At 67.2% G+C, this 20731-nt stretch carries 20 protein-coding genes; 12 read left to right on the top strand and 8 right to left on the bottom strand.

The genetic code is table 11. The annotated features are described in order from the left end of the window. Positions 1-6 precede the first annotated feature (6 nt). From ACWDUN_RS14565 to ACWDUN_RS14550, 4 genes are read left to right on the top strand one after another with little or no spacing between them, the layout of a single operon-like run. The gene (locus ACWDUN_RS14565; protein WP_449929734.1) at positions 7-1023 is read left to right on the top strand and encodes an ABC transporter substrate-binding protein; all 1017 of its coding nucleotides are present in this window, start codon (positions 7-9) and stop codon (positions 1021-1023) included. After that, on the top strand, positions 1023-2030 hold the full coding sequence (locus ACWDUN_RS14560; RefSeq protein ID WP_449929732.1) for an ABC transporter substrate-binding protein: 1008 nt from the start codon (positions 1023-1025) through the stop codon (positions 2028-2030). The genes ACWDUN_RS14565 and ACWDUN_RS14560 overlap by 1 nt, the downstream gene beginning before the upstream one ends. After that, the gene (locus ACWDUN_RS14555; RefSeq protein ID WP_449929730.1) at positions 2030-3052 is read left to right on the top strand and encodes a FecCD family ABC transporter permease; all 1023 of its coding nucleotides are present in this window, start codon (positions 2030-2032) and stop codon (positions 3050-3052) included. Before ACWDUN_RS14560 ends, ACWDUN_RS14555 begins: the two co-directional genes overlap by 1 nt. After that, positions 3049-3804, top strand: a complete 756-nt coding sequence (locus ACWDUN_RS14550) for an ABC transporter ATP-binding protein (RefSeq protein WP_449929728.1) — start codon at positions 3049-3051, stop codon at positions 3802-3804. The genes ACWDUN_RS14555 and ACWDUN_RS14550 overlap by 4 nt, the downstream gene beginning before the upstream one ends. On the opposite strand, the gene ACWDUN_RS14545 is transcribed toward ACWDUN_RS14550, so the two are convergent. The 4 genes from ACWDUN_RS14545 to ACWDUN_RS14530 are packed head-to-tail and all read right to left on the bottom strand — an operon-like array spanning position 3801 to position 7853. Next, positions 3801-5219: an NtaA/DmoA family FMN-dependent monooxygenase gene (locus ACWDUN_RS14545; RefSeq protein ID WP_449929726.1), complete on the bottom strand. Its 1419-nt coding sequence runs from the start codon at positions 5217-5219 to the stop codon at positions 3801-3803. The two genes, ACWDUN_RS14550 and ACWDUN_RS14545, sit on opposite strands and share 4 nt — an antisense overlap. Next, positions 5216-6145, bottom strand: a complete 930-nt coding sequence (locus tag ACWDUN_RS14540) for a MetQ/NlpA family ABC transporter substrate-binding protein (RefSeq protein ID WP_449929724.1) — start codon at positions 6143-6145, stop codon at positions 5216-5218. The genes ACWDUN_RS14545 and ACWDUN_RS14540 overlap by 4 nt, the downstream gene beginning before the upstream one ends. Positions 6146-6171: 26 nt before the next feature. After that, on the bottom strand, positions 6172-6855 hold the full coding sequence (locus tag ACWDUN_RS14535) for a methionine ABC transporter permease (RefSeq protein WP_449929722.1): 684 nt from the start codon (positions 6853-6855) through the stop codon (positions 6172-6174). Beyond that, positions 6852-7853 (bottom strand): methionine ABC transporter ATP-binding protein, encoded by a 1002-nt coding sequence (locus tag ACWDUN_RS14530; RefSeq protein WP_449929720.1) that lies wholly within the window; start codon positions 7851-7853, stop codon positions 6852-6854. The genes ACWDUN_RS14535 and ACWDUN_RS14530 overlap by 4 nt, the downstream gene beginning before the upstream one ends. A gap of 283 nt (positions 7854-8136) precedes the next feature. Here ACWDUN_RS14530 and ACWDUN_RS14525 point away from each other — a divergent pair, with 283 nt between their 5' ends. Then, positions 8137-8310 (top strand): hypothetical protein, encoded by a 174-nt coding sequence (locus ACWDUN_RS14525; protein WP_449929718.1) that lies wholly within the window; start codon positions 8137-8139, stop codon positions 8308-8310. Further along, positions 8301-9395 carry an LLM class flavin-dependent oxidoreductase gene (locus ACWDUN_RS14520; protein WP_449929716.1) on the top strand — a complete coding sequence of 365 codons (1095 nt, stop codon included), beginning with the start codon at positions 8301-8303 and terminating at the stop codon, positions 9393-9395. The genes ACWDUN_RS14525 and ACWDUN_RS14520 overlap by 10 nt, the downstream gene beginning before the upstream one ends. Positions 9396-9478: 83 nt before the next feature. On the opposite strand, the gene ACWDUN_RS14515 is transcribed toward ACWDUN_RS14520, so the two are convergent. Next, on the bottom strand, positions 9479-10066 hold the full coding sequence (locus ACWDUN_RS14515) for a type II toxin-antitoxin system PemK/MazF family toxin (protein ID WP_449929714.1): 588 nt from the start codon (positions 10064-10066) through the stop codon (positions 9479-9481). A 244-nt stretch (positions 10067-10310) separates the two neighbouring features. Here ACWDUN_RS14515 and ACWDUN_RS14510 point away from each other — a divergent pair, with 244 nt between their 5' ends. Beyond that, complete coding sequence (locus tag ACWDUN_RS14510; protein WP_449930171.1) at positions 10311-11834, top strand: SulP family inorganic anion transporter; 1524 nt, start codon at positions 10311-10313, stop codon at positions 11832-11834. On the opposite strand, the gene ACWDUN_RS14505 is transcribed toward ACWDUN_RS14510, so the two are convergent. After that, the gene (locus tag ACWDUN_RS14505) at positions 11828-12208 is read right to left on the bottom strand and encodes a MerR family transcriptional regulator (protein ID WP_449930169.1); all 381 of its coding nucleotides are present in this window, start codon (positions 12206-12208) and stop codon (positions 11828-11830) included. The two genes, ACWDUN_RS14510 and ACWDUN_RS14505, sit on opposite strands and share 7 nt — an antisense overlap. A gap of 147 nt (positions 12209-12355) precedes the next feature. Here ACWDUN_RS14505 and lepA point away from each other — a divergent pair, with 147 nt between their 5' ends. From lepA to ACWDUN_RS14485, 4 genes are read left to right on the top strand one after another with little or no spacing between them, the layout of a single operon-like run. Further along, positions 12356-14263: a translation elongation factor 4 gene (lepA, locus tag ACWDUN_RS14500; RefSeq protein WP_449929712.1), complete on the top strand. Its 1908-nt coding sequence runs from the start codon at positions 12356-12358 to the stop codon at positions 14261-14263. A 31-nt stretch (positions 14264-14294) separates the two neighbouring features. Next, entirely contained in the window at positions 14295-15017 is a 723-nt protein-coding gene (locus tag ACWDUN_RS14495; protein WP_449929710.1) for a sensor domain-containing protein, read from the top strand. Positions 15018-15037: 20 nt separating this feature from the next. Further along, positions 15038-15577, top strand: coding sequence for a class I SAM-dependent methyltransferase (locus ACWDUN_RS14490; RefSeq protein ID WP_449929708.1), 540 nt, complete (start codon positions 15038-15040; stop codon positions 15575-15577). 58 nt (positions 15578-15635) lie between these two features. Further along, positions 15636-17069, top strand: a complete 1434-nt coding sequence (locus tag ACWDUN_RS14485; protein ID WP_449929706.1) for a DUF222 domain-containing protein — start codon at positions 15636-15638, stop codon at positions 17067-17069. Positions 17070-17089: 20 nt separating this feature from the next. Here the strand turns inward: ACWDUN_RS14485 and ACWDUN_RS14480 are convergent, their stop codons facing one another. Together ACWDUN_RS14480 and ACWDUN_RS14475 are read right to left on the bottom strand one after the other, a co-directional pair. After that, positions 17090-19078, bottom strand: a complete 1989-nt coding sequence (locus ACWDUN_RS14480) for a glycoside hydrolase family 15 protein (protein WP_449929704.1) — start codon at positions 19076-19078, stop codon at positions 17090-17092. Between the two features lie 65 nt (positions 19079-19143). Further along, a complete protein-coding gene (locus ACWDUN_RS14475) occupies positions 19144-20310 on the bottom strand; it encodes an FAD-dependent oxidoreductase (RefSeq protein WP_449930167.1) in 1167 nt (388 codons plus the stop codon). A gap of 95 nt (positions 20311-20405) precedes the next feature. On the opposite strand from ACWDUN_RS14475, the gene ACWDUN_RS14470 reads away from it, so the two are divergent. Further along, entirely contained in the window at positions 20406-20600 is a 195-nt protein-coding gene (locus ACWDUN_RS14470; RefSeq protein WP_449929702.1) for a hypothetical protein, read from the top strand. Positions 20601-20731 lie beyond the last annotated feature (131 nt).

The following is a 20731-nucleotide window of genomic DNA, read 5'->3' as shown; positions in this document are numbered from 1 at the left end:
CATCTCGTGCGTGTGTTCACCACACTGTCAGCTGCACTGATCCTGCTCACCGGTTGTGGGGCCGCTGATGTCCCCGACGCCGCGCCTGCCGCACCCGACACCGGCGGCCGCACCAGCTATCCGCTGACGCTGGACAACTGCGGCGTGCAGGTCACCTTCGACGGACCGCCGCAGCGGGCGGTGTCGCTCTATCAGGCCTCCACCGAGATTCTGTTGTCGCTGGGATTGGCCAACCGCATGGTCGGCACCTCGACATGGTTCGATCCGGTGCTACCCGAACTGGCCGAGGACAACGAACGGGTGCCGCGGTTGGCCGACAACGATCCGGGGCTGGAGACGGTGCTCGATGTCGAGCCGGACATCATCACCTCGGCCAGCGCGCACACCTTCACCCCGGCGGTGGTGGGCGAGCGCGCACGACTGGCCGAATTGGGCATCCCCACCTATCAGTCACCGTCGGTGTGCGTCGACGCCGATGTCGACGGTGAGACGGTGACCAGGACCGCGCCCCTGAAGATGGACACGCTGTTCCGCGAAATCACGGAACTGGCACAGATTTTCGATGTCCAGCAGCGCGGCGAGGAGCTGATTTCGCAATTACGCTCACGGCTGGCCGACGCGCCGGAGATGCCCGGTGACGGTGCCACCGTCGCGTTCTGGTTCTCCGGGCTGCGCACGCCGTACATGGCCGGGTGCTGCTCGGCGCCGGGGCTGTACGCGACCGAGGTCGGTGCCACCAACGTGTTCGCCGACGCGCGCGAGGATTGGCCCGAGGTCAGCTGGGAGGCCGTCGCCGACCGCGATCCCGACGTCCTGGTTCTGGCCGACCTGAGCCGCAAGCGCATCGACGGTGACGCGTTGGACGCCAAGATCGGTTTCCTGGAATCGGATCCGGTGACGCGCAACATGTCGGCGGTGCAACAGCAGCGCTATGTCGTGCTGACCGGCTCGGAACTGGATCCCGGGATCCGTCAGATCGACGCCATCGAGAAGATCGCCGCCGGCTTCGGGGTACGCCGGTGATGGCGCGTCGATACGCGGCGCTGGCCGCGGTCCTGCTCGTGGCCGGCTGCGGGCACGACGACACCTCGGCCGAGGCGGCGACCACCCCGGGTTTCCCGATCACCGTGCACAACTGCGGCCGCGACGTGGTGATCGACGCACCACCGCAGCGTGCGGTCGCGCTGAACCAGGGCTCCACCGAGATCCTGCTGTCGCTCGGGCTGGCCGACCGGATGGTGGGCACCGCCACCTGGACCGACCCGGTCCGGGAGAATCTGGCCGACGCCAACGCCGCGGTGCCGCGGCTGGCGGACAACAAGCCCGCTTTGGAAACCGTGCTGGACGCGGAACCGGATTTCGTCTCGGCGTCCTTCGCGGGAACGCTGGGGCCCGGTGGTGTCGCCGACCGCGACCAGTTCGAATCCCTCGGTGTGCCCAGCTATCTGGCGCCGAGCGACTGCGTGGGGAAGGTGTCGGTCAACGCCGACGGGGCCCGCACCGAACCGTTCACCATGGCGGCCGTCTACACCGAGATCCGGGAATTGGCGCGCATCTTCGACGTCACCGACCGCGGTGAGGAGCTGATCGCCGATCTGGAACAACGGGTCTCGGCGAGCCGAATGCAGGCCGATGCCGATCTGGCGTACTGGTTCTCCGATGTTCGTGCCCCGTACTTCGGCGGGTGCTGCGGATCCCCGGGGGTGATCACCGACACCGTGGGGGCCCGCAACATCTTCGTCGACACCACCGAGGAATGGCCGCAGGTGAGTTGGGAGGTCATTGCCGAGCGGGATCCCGACGTGCTGGTGCTCGCCGATCTGAGCCGTCGCACCATCGACGGTGATGCCCTGGACACCAAGATCCGATTCCTGGAGAGCAATCCGGTGACATCGCGGATGACGGCCGTGCAGCAGAAGCGCTATGTGGTGGTCAACGGTGCCGATCTCAATCCGTCCATCCGTACGGTCGACGGCGCCGAGAAGGTGGCCGCGGGGTTGCGCCGATTCGGATTCGCCGACGGCCGTTGATGGTGCGCACGCGTTCGTTGCCGGTGCTGTGGGTGCTGGGTCTTGCGCTGCTGGTGTTCTCGGCGGCCGTGGCGATCACGATCGGCCCGGCGGCGCTGTCGGTCCGGGACGTATACGGGATCGTGGCCGAGCATCTGGGTGCCGGTCCGTCGGGTGCCACCCGGATCCAGGACGGCATCGTGTGGCAACTCCGGCTGCCGCGGGTGCTGTTGGCCGCGGTCTGCGGTGCCGGGCTGGCGCTGTGCGGGGCGATCCTGCAGTCGTTGCTGCGCAATCCGTTGGCCGATCCGTTCGTGCTCGGGGTGTCCTCGGGTGCGTCGACCGGGGCGGTGCTGATCGCGGTGCTCGGCGTCGGTGCCGGCACCGTGACCCTGTCGGGCGGCGCGTTCGTCGGTGCGGTGCTGTCCTTCGGGGTGGTGCTGCTGCTCGCGTATGCCGCCGGTGGTGGTACCGATCGGGTGGTGCTGGCCGGAGTCGCGGCCACCCAACTGTTCTCGGCGCTCACATCGTTCATCGTGCTGTCCTCGGCCGACGCCGAGCAGACCCGCGGCGTGCTGTTCTGGCTACTGGGCTCGTTGGCCGGGGTGTCGTGGAACGACGTCGCGGTGTGCAGTGCGGTGGTGGGCGTGGGTCTGGTGTGCTGCCTGGCCTACGCCCGGGCGCTGGACGCGTTCGCCTTCGGTGACGATGCCGCGGCCTCGCTGGGCGTGTCGGTGCGCCGGGCGCGGATCGTGCTGCTGGTGCTGACCGCCCTCATCACGGCCGCGCTGGTCAGCGCCGCCGGTGCCATCGGGTTCGTCGGGCTGGTGCTGCCGCATGCCGCGCGCTTCGTCGTCGGGCCGGCGCACCTGCGCCTGTTGCCGACGGTGGCGATCTTCGGGGCGGTGTTCATGGTGTGGGTCGACACCCTGGCCCGCACCCTGTTCGCGCCTCAGGAGCTGCCCACCGGCGTGGTGACGGCCTTACTGGGTGTCCCGGCGTTCGCGATGATCCTGTTGCGCCGCAGGGGGATACCGTCATGAGCTTGCAGGCGAACGATATCGGTTGGACCCGCTCGGGCCGGCTCGTGCTGGACGGCGTCACCATCGGACCGGCGCCCGGCGCCACGGTCGGGCTGTTGGGGCCCAACGGCTCCGGGAAGTCGTCACTGCTGAAACTGTTGGCCGGTGTGCACCGGCCCAGCGAGGGCACGGTGCACCTCGACGGCGAGCCGGTGGCGCGGATATCGAAGCGCGCGCTGGCCCGCCGGGTGGCTCTGGTGGCTCAGCACTCCGAGACCGAACTGCACATCACCGTGCGGGATGTCGTGCGCCTGGGCCGCATTCCCTACACCGGCATGACCGGCACCGACGACGCCGGGACGGTGATCGTCGAGACCGCGTTGTCGGCCACCGGCCTGCTCGACATGACCGACCGGTACTGGCACACACTGTCGGGCGGGGAGCGCCAGCGGGTCCAGATCGCCCGGGCGCTGGCGCAGGATCCCGACTATCTGCTGCTCGACGAGCCGACCAACCATCTGGACATCGCGCATCAGCTGGAGATCCTGCGTCTGATCCGCCGACTCGGGGTGACGTCGGTGGTGGCGCTGCACGACCTCAACCTCGCCGCGATGTTCTGCGACCACATCGTGGTGCTGTCCGCCGGGACGGTGGTCGCCGCCGGCGCACCGGCGCAGGTGCTGACCGAGGAACTGGTCCGTTCGGTCTACGGCGTGGCATGCACCGTGACCGTCGAGGACGGCTATCCGCACGTCCGGTTCGCATACCGTTAAGCGCTGGTGCTGATCGGCTGTTGAGCCCGGTCGGCCAGTGAGTTGTCGTCGAACGCCCCGCGGTACCTGGCCGCCGGATGGCTGTCCGGCAGCCGGTCGCCCCGGCCGAGTAGTTTGTGGCGCAACGTGCCCGACTTGTCGGTGCCGATCAGACCACGCTCACGAAGGGTGGGGAACAGCCGGTCGGCGATCTCCCGGAATGATTGCGGCACGGTCGCGTGATAGACGTTGATACCGTCGACGCCGGCCTCCCGCCACTCCTCCAGGCGATCGGCGATCTCGTCGGCGGTGCCCACGACACGGTTGGCGCCCTCCAGGACCCAGGCCATGTCCCGGATGGTGGGTTCGTCGTTGCCGGAGACCTCGGTTGCCCAGCGCTTGAAGCTCTGGATGCCGGTGAACTCGCCGAGCTCGCTGATGGGCGTGTCCAGGGGCAGGTTGCCTGCGTCCACCCCCGCATCACCCAGCGCATGCAGCGCGATGCCCTCCAGATCGAGGTACCGCTTGAGCTCGTCGTTGCGCCGGATCGCGTCGGCGTGGGTGTCGCCGATGACGAACGACAGTCCTTGAGCGAAGGTGATGTCGGCGGGGTCGCGCCCGTATTCGGCGGCCAGGGAGCGTGTTTCGGTCGTCAGCTGGTAGGCGTCCGCCGGTGTCGGGCTGCCGATGTAGACGCCTTCGGCGTTGCGGGCGGAGAACAACTGACCGGCAGGTGACGAGCCGGCCTGGAACAGCACCGGGGTCCGCTGCGGGGAAGGTGAGGTGAAATGGGGGCCTTCGACGCTATACCGCGGTCCCACGTGATTGATCTTGTGGATCTTCGTCGGATCGGAGTGCACGCCGCGCTCCTTGTCCTGAACCAGCGCGTCCTCGTCCCATGAGCCCTCCCACAGCTTGTAGGCGACGTCGACGTACTCGTAAGCCCATTCGTACCGCTGATCGTGCACCAGCGTGCCCTCGTGACCGAAGCTGCGGAACATGTTGGCGTTGAAGCTGGTGACGATGTTCCAGCCCAGTCTGCCCTCGGTGTAGTGGTCCAGCGAGGACATCCGCCTCGCGAAGTTGAAGGGATGATCCTGGATGATCGAACTGGTGAACACGATGCCCAGGTTCTCCGTCGCCGCTGCCAGCGCCGAGGCCAGCACCGATGGATCGTTGACCGGGATCTGAATCCCGCCCTCGACGGATTTGCGCCAGTTGCCGTTCCACGGTGCCCGCAACCCGAAGACGTCGGCGAAGAACAACAGGTCGTATCCGGCCCTGTCGACCTCGGCGGCCAGCGACGTCCAGTGCCGCAACGAGTTGAACCTGTGGTTCTGCGCCTCCGGTGCCCGCCACAACCCGTGCAGCACATGGGAGGCGGTGTTCATCACGAACGCCGAGTAGTACAGCGGTTTGCGGTCGCGGGCCGTCATGAGGTGGCCCCGGACCCCGCCGAATCCGACTCGCCGATCGGGCCGAGGGTGTCGCGGATGAGCGCGTTGTCGGTGGTCTGCAGGAACTCCGCGATCTTGGGATCGGTGAAGGTGGCGACCAGCTTCTGCACATTCGGATCGTCGAGGTGCTTGTTGCTGACGACGAGCCCGCCTTCGCTGCCGACCGGCGCGGGATGCCGGTCCAGGATCTGGTCTTCGCGTAGCCCGGCGGCATAGACGTCGGAGATGTGCACCACGACGGCGTCCACATCGGGCAGGCTGCGGGCCAGCTGACCGATCGGCACCTGGACGAACTCGTAATTTTTCGGGTTGGTGGCGACATCGCTGAGCTGCGGCAGTCCTTCGACGGTGTCCTTGCCCGGCGCCAACGTGATCTGACCGGCCTCGGCGAGGTCCAGCAGCGCGATGGCCTGGCCGGCCGGGTCGTCGCGCAGCGCGACCTTGGCGCCGGCGGGCAATTCCTCCCAGCTGTCGTACCTGTCGGAGTAGGTGGCCTGGTCCCAGGTGAACGCCGGTGCGGCCAGGGTCAATTCGAACCCGTTGGCGGCAATCGCGTCGTTGAGGAAGGGCTGGTGCTGGAAGAAGTTGCCGGCCACCGTGCCCGCGTCGACCGCCCGGTTGATTTCGATCAGGTTGTCGATCTGTACCGGCTTGATCGTGATGCCGTGGTCCGGTGCCACGTTCTCGCTGATATAGGCCAGCAGATTTTCGGCCGCGATATCGGTGCTCCAGGTCGCCACTTCGAGTTCGGTGCCGAACGGCTGGTCGCGGTTGGACACCTGGCTGTAGGCGATACCGCCGGCCGCCACCACCACGGCCGCGGCGGCCAGCGCGATCCACGGCCAGCGCTTGCGTTGCTTGATCTCGATGTCGACGCCGGGGGCGGCGCTGCTCTGGTCTGCCACAGTGTTCCTTCTGTTCTTGTTCGGGGTCAGCGGGTGAGGGCTTTGATGACACGGTCACCGGTGAACTGCACCAACTGGATGGTGAGGATCAGCGCGATCACGGTGGCGATCATGATGTTGTCGTCGAAGCGGTTGTAGCCGTATGTGATTGCCAGATGCCCGACGCCGCCCGCGCCGATGGATCCGGCGATCGCCGAGTACTCGATCATGGCGATGGTGTTGACGGTCAGCGCCCCGGCCAGTGCCGGCAGGGCCTCGGAGAGTTGCACCGACCGGATCACCTGGACATGGGATCCGCCTGATACCAGTCCCATGTCGGCGACATCGGAGCGGACTTCGCGCAGCGCGTTCTGCACCAGGCGGGCAAAGAATGGCACACCGGCAACGGTCATCGGCACGATTGCCGCCGCGATGCCGATGGTGGTGCCCACGATGAACCGGGTGACCGGGATGATGGCGGCCATCAGGATCAGGAACGGCAGTGAGCGGCCGATGTTGACGATGGTGTTCAGCACGTTGAAGACCCGCGGATTCGGGAACAGCCCGAACGACGAGGTGTTGTGCAGGACGATGCCCGCGGGTGTGCCGATCAGCACGACGAGGGTCATGGTGACGCCGACCATCACCCAGGTCTGGCCGTACGCGGGCAGCAGGAGATCGGGCACCCGCGACCATGGGGTGCTGAAATCCTCGGCGGCGAGCAGGTTCACGCGGCTGCCTCGCCGCCGGCCGTGGCGACGGCACGCACGTGCAGGCCCCGGTCGCGCAGGTGTTCGGCGAAACCCGCTGGTGCGGTGGGGGAGATGGCCAGCACCGCGCGGCCCACCGCGACTCCGCGGATGGCCTCGACGCTGGCGCTGAGCACGCTGATCTGTGCGCCGGCCAGTCCCGGGGTGTATCCGATGGAGGTCAGCCAGTCCAGCGGCACATCGCGGGAGGCATAGGACACCTCCCACACGTCACCTGCGTCGCGCACCGGCACACTGGGCCGATCCGGCAGGAGTTCATGCGCCAGAGCGGAATTCGGGTCGAGGATGATGTCCTCGACCGAGCCGCTCTCGATGATGCGGCCGTTGTCGATCCGGGCCACCGAGTCGGCGATCTCGCGGACAACCTCCATCTCGTGGGTGATCAGGATGATCGACAACCCGAACTCGTCGCGGAGATGGCTGAGCAGTCCCAGGATCGATTTGGTGGTGGCCGGATCCAGCCCGGAGGTCGCCTCGTCGGAAAGCAGATTGGACGGCCCGAGCGCGAGCGCCCGGGCGATGCCCACACGCTGCTTCTGTCCGCCGGAGAGCTGGGCGGGGAAGAACTCGCGGCGGTCGCTCAGCCCGACCCGTTCCAACAACTCGTCGACACGTTTGGTCACCGAGGCCTCGGTCGCGTGCAGATATTGCAGTGGCAGTGCGATGTTCTGCGCCACGGTGCGGCGGCGCAGCAGCGGAGCGGTCTGGAAGATCACGCCGACGCTGCGGCGTGCGGTCACCAACTCGGCACGGTCGAGCCGGGTGAAGTCCTTACCGTCGACGCGGACGGTGCCGCTGGTCGGCCGCTCCAGGAAACTGACGCAGCGCGACAGGGTGCTCTTGCCGGCGCCGCTGGGGCCGACCACGGCGAGGATCTCGCCGCTGCCGACCGACAGCGAGATGCCGTCGAGGACGGTGCGGTCGCCGAACCGTTTGGTCAGGTTCTCGATCTCGATCACAGGTGTGGCTCTCTTGGTTGAACGGTCGTCGGCCGTGCACAGCGCGCGGTGGCGACATGCATCGACATGTGGAGATTGAGGAATCGCCAGCGGACTGACGTTCAGGGAACTCGCTCAACCTACTCACGACCGCACGTTGGGCGAAGAGTAGCGATCTGAATGATTCGAAATGGGCCGCACTTTTCTCAAAGTGCTTGTAGCTGAGTACTTTTGTGTGGTGCCGACGGAACGAGCGACCTCACAAAGACCACAGTTCCGAGCGTGGGCCAACGTGCACGTCACGATGGCCGCGCTCGCCCATCCCGTCGCGCGGCGCATCGTGGACTGGTTCGGCGACGGGATCGGTACTTACATGTTGGCGTCAAAGACCTTTGAGGCCGAGTTGGAATGCTCTGCTGCGGTGATCATGCCGCGCGTGGATGCGCTCACCGAGGAGAGGTTGGCGTCATGGCGTTGAAGTTTCACTGGTATCTGCCCACTCACGGGGACACCACGACGATCGCCGATAACAGGGGCGACTCGGCGACCCGCGCGCAGTCCCATCTGCAGCCGACGTTGCAGAACCTGACCGCCTTGGTGCGCGCCGCTGAACATCTCGGCTTCGAGGCCGCGCTGACCCCGACCGGTTCGCATTGCGAGGACTCCTGGTTGGCCACTGCCGCGCTGGCCCAGCACAGTGAGCGGCTGAAATTCCTGGTGGCGTTCCGGCCCGGGGTGCTTTCGCCCACGCTGGCCGTCCAGCAGGTCAGCACTTACCAACGGTTCACCGGAAACCGGTTGGCGCTCAACATCGTCACCGGTGGTGACGATCTGGAGATGCGTCGCTACGGGGATTCCGCCGACAAGGCGGCGCGATATCGGCGTACTGGCGAGTTCCTCTCGGTGGTCCGCGGTGCGTGGTCCAATCCGGAGTTCTCGTTCCGAGGGGAGTTCTATGACGTGGAAGCGGCGCGGACGGCTTATCCGGTGGAGGCCGTCCCGACCGTCTACTTCGGCGGCTCCTCGCCCGAGGCGATCGAGGTGGCGGCCGAGCACGCCGACGTCTACCTGACCTGGGGCGAGCCGCCCGAGCAGGTCGCCGAGAAGATCGACCGGGTGCGCAGCACTGCCGCCCGGCATGGGCGCGAACTCGCGTTCGGTCTCCGCATGCACACCGTCGCACGGCCCTCCGAAGAGCAGGCCTGGCAACGTGCCGAGGAACTGATCGCCGGTCTGGATCCCGCTGCGGTGCGCCGGGCGCATGACCGATACCTGTCCAGCGGCTCCGAGGGGCAGCGGCGGATGGCGGCACTGACGACGGGCGAGCTGGTGGACGCGCGCAGCCTGGAGGTGCATCCCGGACTGTGGGCCGGGCCGAGCCTGTTGCGCGACGGGGCGGGCACCGCTGCGGTCGGCAGTTACGAACAGGTCGCCGAGGTGTTCGCGGAGTACGCCCGGCTGGGTATCAGCGAGTTCGTCCTGTCGGGGTACCCGCAGGCCGACGAGATCCGTCACGTCGGGGAGGGTGTGCTCCCCTTGGTGCGTGCGGGCGTTTCGGTCTGAGCGCGCGCCGAGACTGACGGAATGCTGGTATCCACTCGCAAATTTTCACCCGTTTGTTCGGTTGGGCGGAAGGGCGCAGGGGTTCAGGACCAGGAGAAGTCGGCGCGCAGCCGGGTGGCGATGCGTTCGAAGCGGTCGCGGTCCAGGATGGCACCCTCGCGGCGGATACCGTCCTCGGGCACGTCGAGCACCCGGTCCAGCCGCACCCAGCTGGGGCGGCCGTCGTCGTCCCAGCTACCCGAACCGATGCCGATCCAGTCGGGATCGTCGGAGTGGTGGTCCTGACTGGACAGCATCAGTCCGAGCAGGATGCTGCGGTCGCGACCGACGACGAGGACCGGGCGGTCCTTGCCCCGGGTCGGGTCGTCCTCGTAGACCACCCAGGTCCACACGATCTCGCCCGGGTCGGCCTGCCCGTCCAGGGCGGGGGAGTATTCGATGCGGCGGGCGCGTTGCGCGGTCGGCACGCTGGACTTCGTCACGGGACGCCCACTGGGCAGCGCGGTTCGCGGCGCGGCGGCGGTACCGGCACCGGCGAGCGCGTCCATGCCGATCTTCAGTCCCTGCTGGATGACCCGCTCGGGCTTGGGGAGCTGGCGGATGAGCTTGGGAGCCTCATTGAAGACGATGTTCTCGGCGAATCTCTGGAACGCCTTCCACTGCGACGCCATGGATCGAGCATAGGTGACGCCGGACGCCCGGCAGCGTGAGCGACCTTCGACACCGGATGCCAACTCTTCCCTCCGGTAAGGGTAGAGTTTCGCTCCGGCAGCGTCGGCCGCCGGATGACCCGCTCGGGTCCCGCCGCCTGACCGTGCACCATTGCACCTGCCGACCCGACTCGACGGGCGATGGGCCCGGAGGCTGTGTGCTGCGACGTGAACGGAGTGTGCCTTGAGCAAGGCAGGAAAACCGATCAGCGGATCGACAGTCCGCGAGGCCGGCGATCCGAGTACGTCGGTATGGGCCGCGCTGCGGTCGCCGCGGCGTCTCAAAACCGAGGTGCTCGCCGGCCTGGTGGTGGCGTTGGCCCTTATCCCCGAAGCGATTTCATTCTCGATCATCGCCGGGGTCGATCCCCGGGTCGGATTGTTCGCCTCGTTCACGATGGCGGTCACGATCGCCATCGTGGGTGGCCGGCCCGCGATGATCTCGGCGGCGACCGGCGCGATCGCGCTGGTGATCGCGCCGTTGGCGCGTCAGTACGGCATGGACTACTTCATCGCGACGGTGATCCTGGCGGGCATCCTGCAGATCGTGCTGAGCGTGGTCGGGGTGGCCCGACTGATGCGCTTCATCCCGCGCAGCGTCATGGTGGGCTTCGTCAACGCCCTCGCCATCCTCATCTTCACCGCGCAGTTCCCACACCTGATCGGGGTGCCGTGGTTGGTGTATCCGTGCGTGGCCGTCGGCATCGTCATCATGATCTGCCTGCCCAAACTGACCACCGCGGTCCCGGCCCCGCTGGTGGCGATCGTGCTGCTGACGGCGGCGACCGTGGTGTTCGGCCTCAACCTTCCGGATGTGGCCGATCAAGGCGAGTTGCCGTCGAGCCTGCCCGCGTTGTTCTTCCCGAACGTCCCGTTCACCGTCGAGACGCTCGCGATCATCGCGCCCTACGCGCTGGCCATGGCGCTGGTGGGCCTGTTGGAGTCGCTGATGACCGCCAAGCTCGTCGACGACATCACCGATACGCATTCGGACAAGACCCGTGAGGGCTGGGGCCAGGGTGTCGCCAATGTCGTGACGGGCTTCTTCGGCGGTATGGGCGGCTGCGCCATGATCGGCCAGACCATGATCAACGTGAAGGTTTCGGGTGCCCGCACCAGGATCTCGACCTTCCTGGCGGGCATGTTCCTGCTGGCGCTGGTCGTGGGGCTCGGCGACATCGTCGGGTTGATCCCGATGGCGGCGCTGGTCGCGGTGATGATCATGGTGTCGGTGGCGACGATGGACTGGCACAGCATCGCCCCGACGACGCTGCGGCGGATGCCGCGCAGCGAAACCCTGGTCATGGTGGCCACGGTGGTGGTCACGGTGGCGACCCACAACCTGGCCTACGGCGTCATCGTCGGCTCCATCACCGCCATGGTGTTATTCGCCCGCCGGGTGGCGCACCTGGTCACGGTCGAGAAGATGGCCGAATCCGACGTCGACGGCGACGGCAGCATCGACCGGGTGGTGTACCGGGTGCGTGGCGAACTGTTCTTCGCCTCCAGCAATGACCTGGTCTACCAGTTCGACTACAGCGGTGACCCGAACGAGGTGGTCGTCGATCTGTCCGAATCGCATATCTGGGACGCTTCGACGGTGGCCGCGCTCGATGCCATCACCACGAAGTACCACTCGCGCGGCAAGTCGGTCGAGATCATCGGCCTGAACCGGGATTCAGCCGACCGCCACGACCGGCTGTCGGGGCGGCTGGGAGCCGGTCACTGACGCGCGCGGGAGCGTTCGTCGAGCAGATCGGCCAGTTCTTCGGCGTAGGCGAGTTGGCGACGTAACCGATCGGCGCTCTCGGCGGTCTTGTCGCGAAATTCCTTGAGGCAATCGACCGCTCGTTGCCGATCGGCGGGCGAGGACGCCGCATCGTCGAGGTCGTCCAGGGCGGCCAGTAGATCGTTCATCTCGGCCAGGGTGAAACCGAGCGGCTTCATCCGCCGGATCACCAGCAGGCGGTCGACATCCTGTTCGGTGTAGAGGCGGAACCCGCCGGAGGTGCGCGCCGAGGGCGTCACGAGGCCGACCTCGTCGTAATGCCGCAGGGTGCGGATGGACAACTCTGTGCGGGTGGCGACCTGCCCGATCTGCATGTGAACAGCATCGTGCTTGTCGGTCATGCCGCGGGCACCTCCTCGCACCCCCGGCGCCGGGTGCGTCGGGTCTGACCACCTTAACGTCGGCCACGTGTCGTACCGCGGGTCAGACGCGCGACGTCTGACAACCCGGCGCGGTCGATTGTGTCCACCGCGGCAACAGTCGATACCCTGGGACAACACGATCACGCCAGGACCAGGAGCATCCCAATTAGCAGTTTCGCCGACAAGACGTTCACCGCGCCGGCGCAGATTCGGAACTTCTGCATCATCGCTCACATCGACCACGGCAAATCGACGCTGGCCGACCGGATGTTGCAGCTCACCGGCGTCGTCGACGACCGTTCCATGCGCGCCCAGTACCTGGACCGGATGGACATCGAGCGGGAGCGCGGGATCACCATCAAGGCGCAGAACGTGCGCCTGCCGTGGGAGGTGAACGGCGAAGAGTTCGTGCTGCACCTGATCGACACGCCAGGCCACGTCGACTTCACCTACGAGGTGTCCCGCGCACTGGAGGCCTGTGAGGGGGCGGTGCTGCTGGTCGACGCCGCCCAGGGCATCGAGGCGCAGACGCTGGCCAACCTGTACCTGGCGCTGGACCGCGACCTGACCATCATCCCGGTGCTCAACAAGATCGACCTGCCGGCCGCCGACCCGGATCGCTACGCCGCCGAGATCGCGCACATAATCGGCTGCGAGCCGTCCGATGTGCTGCGGGTGTCGGGCAAGACCGGTGCCGGTGTCACCGAGCTGCTCGACGAGGTGGTCCGGTTGATCCCGGCGCCGGTGGGTGATCCCGATGCCCCGACGCGGGCGATGATCTTCGACTCCGTCTATGACATCTACCGCGGCGTGGTCACCTACGTCCGCGTCGTCGACGGCAAGATCACCCCGCGCGAACGCATCGCGATGATGTCCACCGGCGCCACCCACGAACTGCTCGAGGTCGGCATCGTGTCGCCGGAACCCAAGGCCTCCGACGGCCTCGGCGTGGGCGAGGTGGGTTACCTCATCACCGGGGTGAAGGATGTGCGGCAGTCCAAGGTCGGTGACACCGTCACCACCGCCCGCAAGGGCGCCACCGAAGCGCTGACCGGATACCGCGAACCCAAGCCGATGGTGTACTCCGGGCTGTACCCGGTGGACGGTTCGGACTACCCGAACCTGCGTGAAGCGCTGGACAAGCTGCAGCTCAACGATGCCGCGTTGACCTACGAGCCGGAGACCTCGGTGGCGCTGGGCTTCGGCTTCCGTTGCGGCTTCCTCGGGCTGCTGCACATGGAGATCACCCGCGAGCGGCTCGAGCGCGAGTTCAATCTGGACCTCATCTCCACCTCGCCCAACGTGGTGTACCGGGTGGTCAAGGAGGACAACACCGAACTGATCGTCACCAACCCGTCCATCTGGCCCGAGGGCAAGGTCCGCGCCGTCTACGAGCCGGTGGTCAAGACGACGGTGATCGCCCCCAGCGAGTTCATCGGCAGCATCATGGAGCTGTGCCAGTCCCGGCGCGGCGAACTCGGCGGTATGGACTATCTGTCGCCGGAGCGCGTCGAGATGCGCTACACCATGCCGCTGGGCGAGATCATCTTCGACTTCTTCGATTCACTGAAGTCGCGCACCCGCGGCTACGCCAGCCTGGACTACGAGGAGGCCGGCGAGCAGGAGGCCGATCTGGTGAAGGTGGACATCCTGCTGCAGGGGGAGGCCGTCGACGCGTTCAGTGCGATCGTGCACAAGGACGGGGCCAGCGCCTACGGCAACAAGATGACGACCAAGCTCAAGGAACTCATCCCGCGCCAGCAGTTCGAGGTTCCGGTGCAGGCCGCCATCGGTTCGAGAATCATTGCCCGCGAAAATATCCGGGCCATCCGCAAGGACGTGCTGTCCAAGTGCTACGGCGGTGACATCACCCGTAAGCGCAAGCTGCTGGAGAAGCAGAAAGAGGGCAAGAAGCGGATGAAGACCATCGGCCGCGTCGACGTGCCGCAGGAAGCCTTCGTGGCGGCGCTGTCGACCGACGCGGCGGGGGACAAACCCAAGAAGTGACTCCGGGCGCGGCATCGGTCACAATGACGCGGTGAACAGTGCCGCAGTATCGCCGCGCGCGCGGTATGCCCGCCATGCACTCGTCGCGGTGGCGATCGGCTGCGCGCTGCTGACCGGCTGCAGCAGCACCGTCAGCGGCCAGGCGGTCCGCGACCCGGATGCCGCGCCGCTGGATGTGCCGCCGTTGCGGGAAACCCAACTCGACGATGTGTTGCTGTCCATCGGCGATATCAACGACATCATGGGTTCGTCCACGATGGAGATCACCGGTGAGCTCGATCAGATGGTCGACCACTCCGGTGACGTGTCCGATCCGGAATGCCTCGGCGCGATCTTCGGTGCCGAGCAGCCGGTCTACGGCGACAGCGGATACACCGCAGTGCGCGACCAGGTCTCCCGCGAACCCGACGAGGACAACGAGCACTGGGTGGAGCAGACCGCGGTGCTCTACCCGTCCGCCGCTGACGCCCAGCGGTTCTTCGAGGACTCGCAGTCGATGTGGGAGAACTGCGCCGGGACGTCGATCGGCATCGACGACGGTCTGGACACCTACACCTGGCAGATCGAGGATGTGACGGTCACCGACACCGTGCTCACCCAGGTGACCGTGCAGGACGATGCCGAGGGCTGGGAGTGCCAGCACGCGCTGTCGTTCGTCTCCAATGTGACCGTCGAGGCGTGGGCATGCAGCTACGGCGCTGGCGACGAGGCGGCCGATATCGCCGCGCAGATGGTGGAGAACGCCGGAAAGTAGTTGTCGGACAACATGACACGATGAGCGCGCAGGATCGCCAACGCTGGGACGCGGCGTACGCCGATCGTGACGCGGCGTCCGCGCCCATGCTGCCCGCGGTGTTCGGCGCTCATGAGGACAACTTCCCGCGCACCGGCACCGCACTGGAGATCGCCTGCGGCAGCGGCGAAGCCGCGGTCTGGCTGGCCCGCCGTGGGCTCGATGTGCACGGTGTGGACGTATCTGCCGTGGCCATCGGGCGGGCCCGGGCGCTGGCCGAGGGCTGTGGTGTCGAGATCCGTTTCGCAGTTCACGACCTCGATGCCGGGCTCCCGCCCGGAGGTCCGGTAGATGTGTTGCTGTGTCACAATTTTCGTGATCCTTTCCGCTATGCGGATATGATCGCCCGGCTCAAGCCGGGTGGCCTGTTGGCCGTCTGCGTGCTCAGCGAGGTGGGTGCCGCCGCGGGCCGGTTCCGGGCCGAGCCGAGGGAACTGCGCGCAGCGTTCGCCGAACTCGACATCATCGCTGCCGAAGAAGGCGGGGGACAGGCCTGGATGCTCGCGCGGCGCCGGGATTGACCCTGTCGCCCTAGTCGGCGAGCGACACTTGTCGGTGGTGCGCAGTAATGTTCGTGTCATGGTCGAACAAACGTTCGAAACACCGGGTGGGGTGGTCGCCCACCTGGACGCCGCGCGCGATCTGCTGCGCGCCGAACGCGCAGCGGTGGCGGGCAAGATCCTCGCGGCCGGCCGGTTCGCATCGGCGCGGATGGCTGAGTTGGGCCACGCCTTCGAGGACATGATTGTCGATGACTGGGAACTGGCCGCTGCCGAATTGGGCGCGGAGTTGGGTATCAGTCGGGGCCGGGCGCGCACGTTGATCACTCAGGGTCGTGACCTGATCACCCGGCTGCCGGAGTTCTGTGAGGTCTTCGCCCAGGGCCTGGTGGATCTGCGGGTGTTGCGGGTGATCTTGCACCGCACCGCGCTGATCACCGATCCGGACATCATGGCTGTCCTTGACGCCCAACTGGCTTCGGCCGCGCCGAGCTGGAACTCGCTGTCGGATGATCGCATCGCCGAACGCATCGACTGGATGGTCCTCGATGTAGATCCCGAGGCGGTGCGCCGGGCGCGGGAAGCCCGCCGCCGTCGTGGGATCAGCGTCGAACCGGTCGGGGACGGCCTGGTCGAGATCCATGGTGTGGTGGATGCCGCCAAGGGCGCGGTGTTCGATCAGGCGTTGGATGCGCTGGCGCGGACTACCTGTCCCGATGATCCGCGCACCCATGCCGAGCGGCGCGCCGACGCCGTCGATGCCCTGGGTGCCGGCAGCATCGCGTGCCTGTGCGGGCGCGAGGACTGCCCGGCCGCCGGCAACGAGGTGCCGACCGGCCAGTTCGTGATCCATGTGATCGCCGGGCAGGAAACCGTCGAGGGCGCGACCGCCCAGACCGACGAACCGGTTGCACCTCCGGCCCCGAAGACACCGCGTCCGGCACTGATCCCCGGCTACGGCCCGATCACCGCCGAACAGCTCCGTGACTTGCTGCCGTATGCCGTCATCCGGCCCGTCGCCGACCCGGCCGAGCTGGGTACCGAATGCGGCTATCGCCCCTCACGCACGCTGACCGATTTCGTCGGCTGCCGCGACCTGATCTGCCGCTGGCCGGGCTGCAATATCCCGATCCAGCGGTGCGATGTCGACCACACGACTCCGTGGCCCTACGGGTCCACCCATCCGTCGAACACCAAGTTGTACTGTCGAATTCATCATCTGATCAAAACATTCCACGATTGGCATGATCGGCAGCATCCCGACGGCACCATCACCTTCACCGCCCCCAACGGCCGGGTGTACACCACCAAACCCGAAGGCACGCTGTTCTTCCCCCAATTCGCGGTTCCCACGGCCCAACTGGACCCGGTCACCCTTCCGCCACCGAGTACGCACCGCGAGCGGGCCGCTCCCCGACGCCGCCGCACCCGCGCGCAGAACCGTGCCTACCGGATAGCCCACGAACGCGCCCGCAACCGCGCCCACTACGAAGCCAACCCACCTCCGTTCTAGGGGACGCGACGGCCGACCGCTCACATGGGTGCGTTGGCGGGCTGGAACGTGCCGGTGCTGTCGGCCTCCTCCTCGGCGCGGATCACGTGCACGACCGCGTTGATGAGCGCCAGATGGGTGAAAGCCTGCGGGAAGTTACCCAGGTGCCGGCCGGTGCGCGGCTCGATCTCCTCGGCGTACAGGTGTAGCGGGCTGGCGAACGACAGCAACCGCTCGCACAACCGCTTGGCCTTGCCGACCTCGCCGATCTCCACGAGTGCGGACACCAGCCAGAACGAACAGATGGTGAAGGTGCCCTCCTCACCGGAGAGCCCGTCGTCGGTCTCCTCGGTCCGGTACCGCAGCACCAGCCCGTCCTCGGTCAGTTCCTCGGCGATGGCCATCACGGTGGCGCGGATCCGCGGGTCATCCGACGGCAGGAAGCGGGTGAGCACGGCCAGCAGCAGCGAGGCGTCCAGCGCGTCGTCGCCGTAACGCTGGGTCAGCACGCCGCGCGAGTCGACACCGTGGGCCAGGATGTCGGCCTTGATCTCCTCGGCAATCTCGCGCCACTGCTGGGCGTAGGACTTCTCACCCTGCAGTTCGGCGAGCTTGGATCCGCGGTCCATGGCCACCCAGCACATGATCTTGCTGGAGGTGAAGTGCTGCGGCTCACCGCGCACCTCCCAGATCCCACGGTCAGGCTGCTTCCAGTGTTTGATGGTCTCCTCGACCTGGTTCTTCAGCACCGGCCACAGCGCCTCGGGAATCTGCTCACGCGATTTCGCGTGCAGGTACACCGAGTCGAGCATCGTGCCCCAGATGTCGTGCTGCATCTGGTTGAAGGCGCCGTTGCCGATGCGCACGGGCCGGGCATTGTCGTAGCCGGAAAGGTGGTGCAACTCCTCCTCGACCAGGCTGCGTTCGCCGCCGACGCCGTACATCACCTGCAGCGGATGGCGTTCGCCGTTGGTGGCACCCGAGACGTCGGCGATGAACGAGAAGAAGTCGTCGGCCTCCCGGTCCAGGCCAAGGGTGTACAGACCCCACAGCGCGAACGTCGAATCACGTATCCACGAATACCGGTAGTCCCAGTTGCGTTCGCCCTGCGGTGTTTCGGGCAGTGAGGTGGTGCTGGCGGCCAGCAGAGCGCCGGTCGGCGAGTACACCAGGCCCTTCAGCGTCAGCGCGCTGCGCTGCAGGTAGGCCCGCCACGGGTGGTCCGGGAAGTCTCCGACGTTGATCCACTGGCGCCACGATTCGCTGGTCTTCCACATCTTGTCCGCGGCTTCCTCATAGGTCTGCGGCGCGGGATGCTTGGACCAGCTCAGCGCGACGAACACCTGATCACCCTCGGTCAGTCGGGTGCGCGCGCGTGCCTCGTGACCTTCCAACCCGATGCGCAGGTTGGTGGTCAGGCGCAGGGTGGGGTTGGCCTCGGGATCCTTCTGCGCGCGGGCGATCGCCTCGCCATAGGCCGCCGACGAGTACTCCCAGGTGGCCGGGCTGCGGCCGTAGTCGAAGGAGGGCTCACAATTCATCACGAGCTCGACCACACCGCTGACGCAGCGCACCGTGCGCAACAGGATGTGTTCGGCATCCCAGTCGGTGGGGGTGCGCCGGTGGGTGCGCGAGCGGGTCTCGGTGTCGTGCCAGGGACCCATCACCAGCGCCTCGCGCACGATCATCCACCCCGTGTGGGTCTGCCAGGTGGTCTCCATGATCAGGCTGCCCGGCAGGTAGCGGCGCGCCGAGGGCACCGAGACGCCGTAGGGGCTCAGTCGGAAGTGGCCCGCGCCACGGTCGAGGATGGCGCCGAACACACTTGGGGAATCCGGCCGCGGGACGCACAACCATTCCACCGATCCGGCCGAGGACACCAGGCAGGTGTTCTCACAGTCGGACAGGAACGCGTAATCCGCAATGGGCGGGAACGGGTTTCGCAGGTTCCCCACGCCCGCGCTGGCGATCGGCGCCGTCGCGGTGAACGGCGTCGGCGTCGAGATCTGGTCGGAGTGTTCGAGAACCATGCCGCCCATAATGGGTCCAGAATCCGCACACGTCTAGTTCACGACGACGCGCGTCGGCCACGGTGTCAGCGTCGCGCGAAGGCCGGCACATGCTCGGGTAGCGGGCCGATCGCGACGCCGTAGCCGATGACGCTGCGCAGCAGGGCAATCCGGCTGACGAATCGCACCGCCGCCGGCGGTGGCACCGGGGCGTCATCGGCGACCGCGACGGCGATCACCCGGTTGTGCACGGTCTTCTGCACGCCCTGCACCATGACCGTCGGCAGCCACCGGCGGACCTGTACGCGCCGGAGGTGCCGGGTGGACACGCTCGCGGTCCGCAGCGGCGCGGCGAGCAGGCGCGCCGCGGCGACCGCATCGGCCACCGCGAGGTTGATCCCGACCCCGCCCACCGGCGACATCGCGTGAGCTGCGTCACCGATGAACAGCAGTCCGTCGGTGTACCAGCGTGGCGGCCGATTCAGTTGCACGTCCAGCAATTTGACGTCATCGAACGATGTCACCGACTCGATCCGGTCGGCGACCCAGGGCACCACCGCGGTGACGCGCCGGTGCAGCGACTCGATTCCCTCGGCGCGCAGTCGGTCATCGGAACCCTTGGGAATGACGAACGCGCACTGGTAGTAGTCGCCGCGGTCGATCATTGCCACCACATGGCCGGCTCCCAGCGCCCCGGCCAGGCCCGCCGGGTCGGATTCGGTGCGCGGCAACCGGAACCACCAGACGTCCATCGGTGCGCCGAAACTCGTGGGCGTCAACCCCATCGCCGTCCGCAGGGTCGAACCGCGGCCGTCGCAGGCCACCGTCAGCGGTGCGTGCAACTCGCGGACGGCGCCCTCGGCATCGCGATAACGGACGCCGGTCACCGCCGACCCGGTCCGCAGCGGCCCCAGCACCTCACTGCTGCGCAGCAGGGTGAAGGTCGGCTCCTGCTCCGCCGCGCCGGCGAGCAGTTCCAGGAAATCCCACTGCGGCACCAGGGCGATGTGTTTGTGCTGCCCCGGTAGCCGGCGCAGGTCGATCTCGATCGGCATTCCCTGCACCGCCAGCCGCAGCGACTCGATCAACCGGTGCGGGATCGCGGCGAACTGCTCACCGAGTCCGAGCTCGTCGAGCAGACCCAGGGTGCTGGCGTGCACGGTGTCACCCCGGAAGTCACGCAGGAAATCGGGGTGTTTCTCCAATACCGTGACGGACACGCCCGCCCTGGCCAGGATCAACGCCAGCATCATCCCGGCCGGGCCGCCGCCCACGATGGCGCATCCGGTCGAGTTCACACCCTGCTGGGCTGGGGGCACCCGTCCATCGTGGCACTAGTGTGAGGTGCATGGGCGATTTCCTGAGCTGGTGGGACGGTGTCGAGCTGTGGCTGTCGGGCCTCGGGTTCGTCGCACAGACGGCGATCGTGATGCCCGTCGTCCTGCTGCTGGCCTATGGCATCGCGGTGCTGCTCGACGGTGCACTGGGCAACGGGATCAAGGTGCTGCGCCGCGCCCGCCACGAAGAGCAGGACCAGTCGTGAACCGGATGCCGCGCTCCCGGGTGACGCTGGCGCTGGTGGCGCTCATCATTCTGGTCATCGTGATGTGGTGGCTGACCAGGTAGCCTCCGGCATCGGCTCCGGGAGATATGCGCTGGTTCTGATAATGTTCC

The organism is Mycobacterium sp. NPDC003323 (genome assembly GCF_053589535.1).
The sequence above is the reverse complement of the archived record's forward strand: the minus strand, read 5'-3'. Positions and strand labels throughout refer to the sequence as shown.

Excerpts from the sequence above, each read along its gene's own strand:
- ACWDUN_RS14560 (WP_449929732.1), top strand. The coding sequence starts at position 1,023 with ATGGCGCGTCGATACGCGGCGCTGGCCGCGGTCCTGCTCGTGGCCGGC.
- ACWDUN_RS14555 (WP_449929730.1), top strand. The coding sequence starts at position 2,030 with ATGGTGCGCACGCGTTCGTTGCCGGTGCTGTGGGTGCTGGGTCTTGCG.
- ACWDUN_RS14550 (WP_449929728.1), top strand. The coding sequence starts at position 3,049 with ATGAGCTTGCAGGCGAACGATATCGGTTGGACCCGCTCGGGCCGGCTC.
- ACWDUN_RS14545 (WP_449929726.1), bottom strand. The coding sequence starts at position 5,219 with ATGACGGCCCGCGACCGCAAACCGCTGTACTACTCGGCGTTCGTGATG.
- ACWDUN_RS14525 (WP_449929718.1), top strand. The coding sequence starts at position 8,137 with ATGGCCGCGCTCGCCCATCCCGTCGCGCGGCGCATCGTGGACTGGTTC.
- ACWDUN_RS14520 (WP_449929716.1), top strand. The coding sequence starts at position 8,301 with ATGGCGTTGAAGTTTCACTGGTATCTGCCCACTCACGGGGACACCACG.
- ACWDUN_RS14515 (WP_449929714.1), bottom strand. The coding sequence starts at position 10,066 with ATGGCGTCGCAGTGGAAGGCGTTCCAGAGATTCGCCGAGAACATCGTC.
- ACWDUN_RS14505 (WP_449930169.1), bottom strand. The coding sequence starts at position 12,208 with ATGCAGATCGGGCAGGTCGCCACCCGCACAGAGTTGTCCATCCGCACC.
- ACWDUN_RS14490 (WP_449929708.1), top strand. The coding sequence starts at position 15,038 with ATGAGCGCGCAGGATCGCCAACGCTGGGACGCGGCGTACGCCGATCGT.
- ACWDUN_RS14485 (WP_449929706.1), top strand. The coding sequence starts at position 15,636 with ATGGTCGAACAAACGTTCGAAACACCGGGTGGGGTGGTCGCCCACCTG.
- ACWDUN_RS14480 (WP_449929704.1), bottom strand. The coding sequence starts at position 19,078 with ATGGTTCTCGAACACTCCGACCAGATCTCGACGCCGACGCCGTTCACC.
- ACWDUN_RS14475 (WP_449930167.1), bottom strand. The coding sequence starts at position 20,310 with ATGATGCTGGCGTTGATCCTGGCCAGGGCGGGCGTGTCCGTCACGGTA.
- ACWDUN_RS14470 (WP_449929702.1), top strand. The coding sequence starts at position 20,406 with ATGGGCGATTTCCTGAGCTGGTGGGACGGTGTCGAGCTGTGGCTGTCG.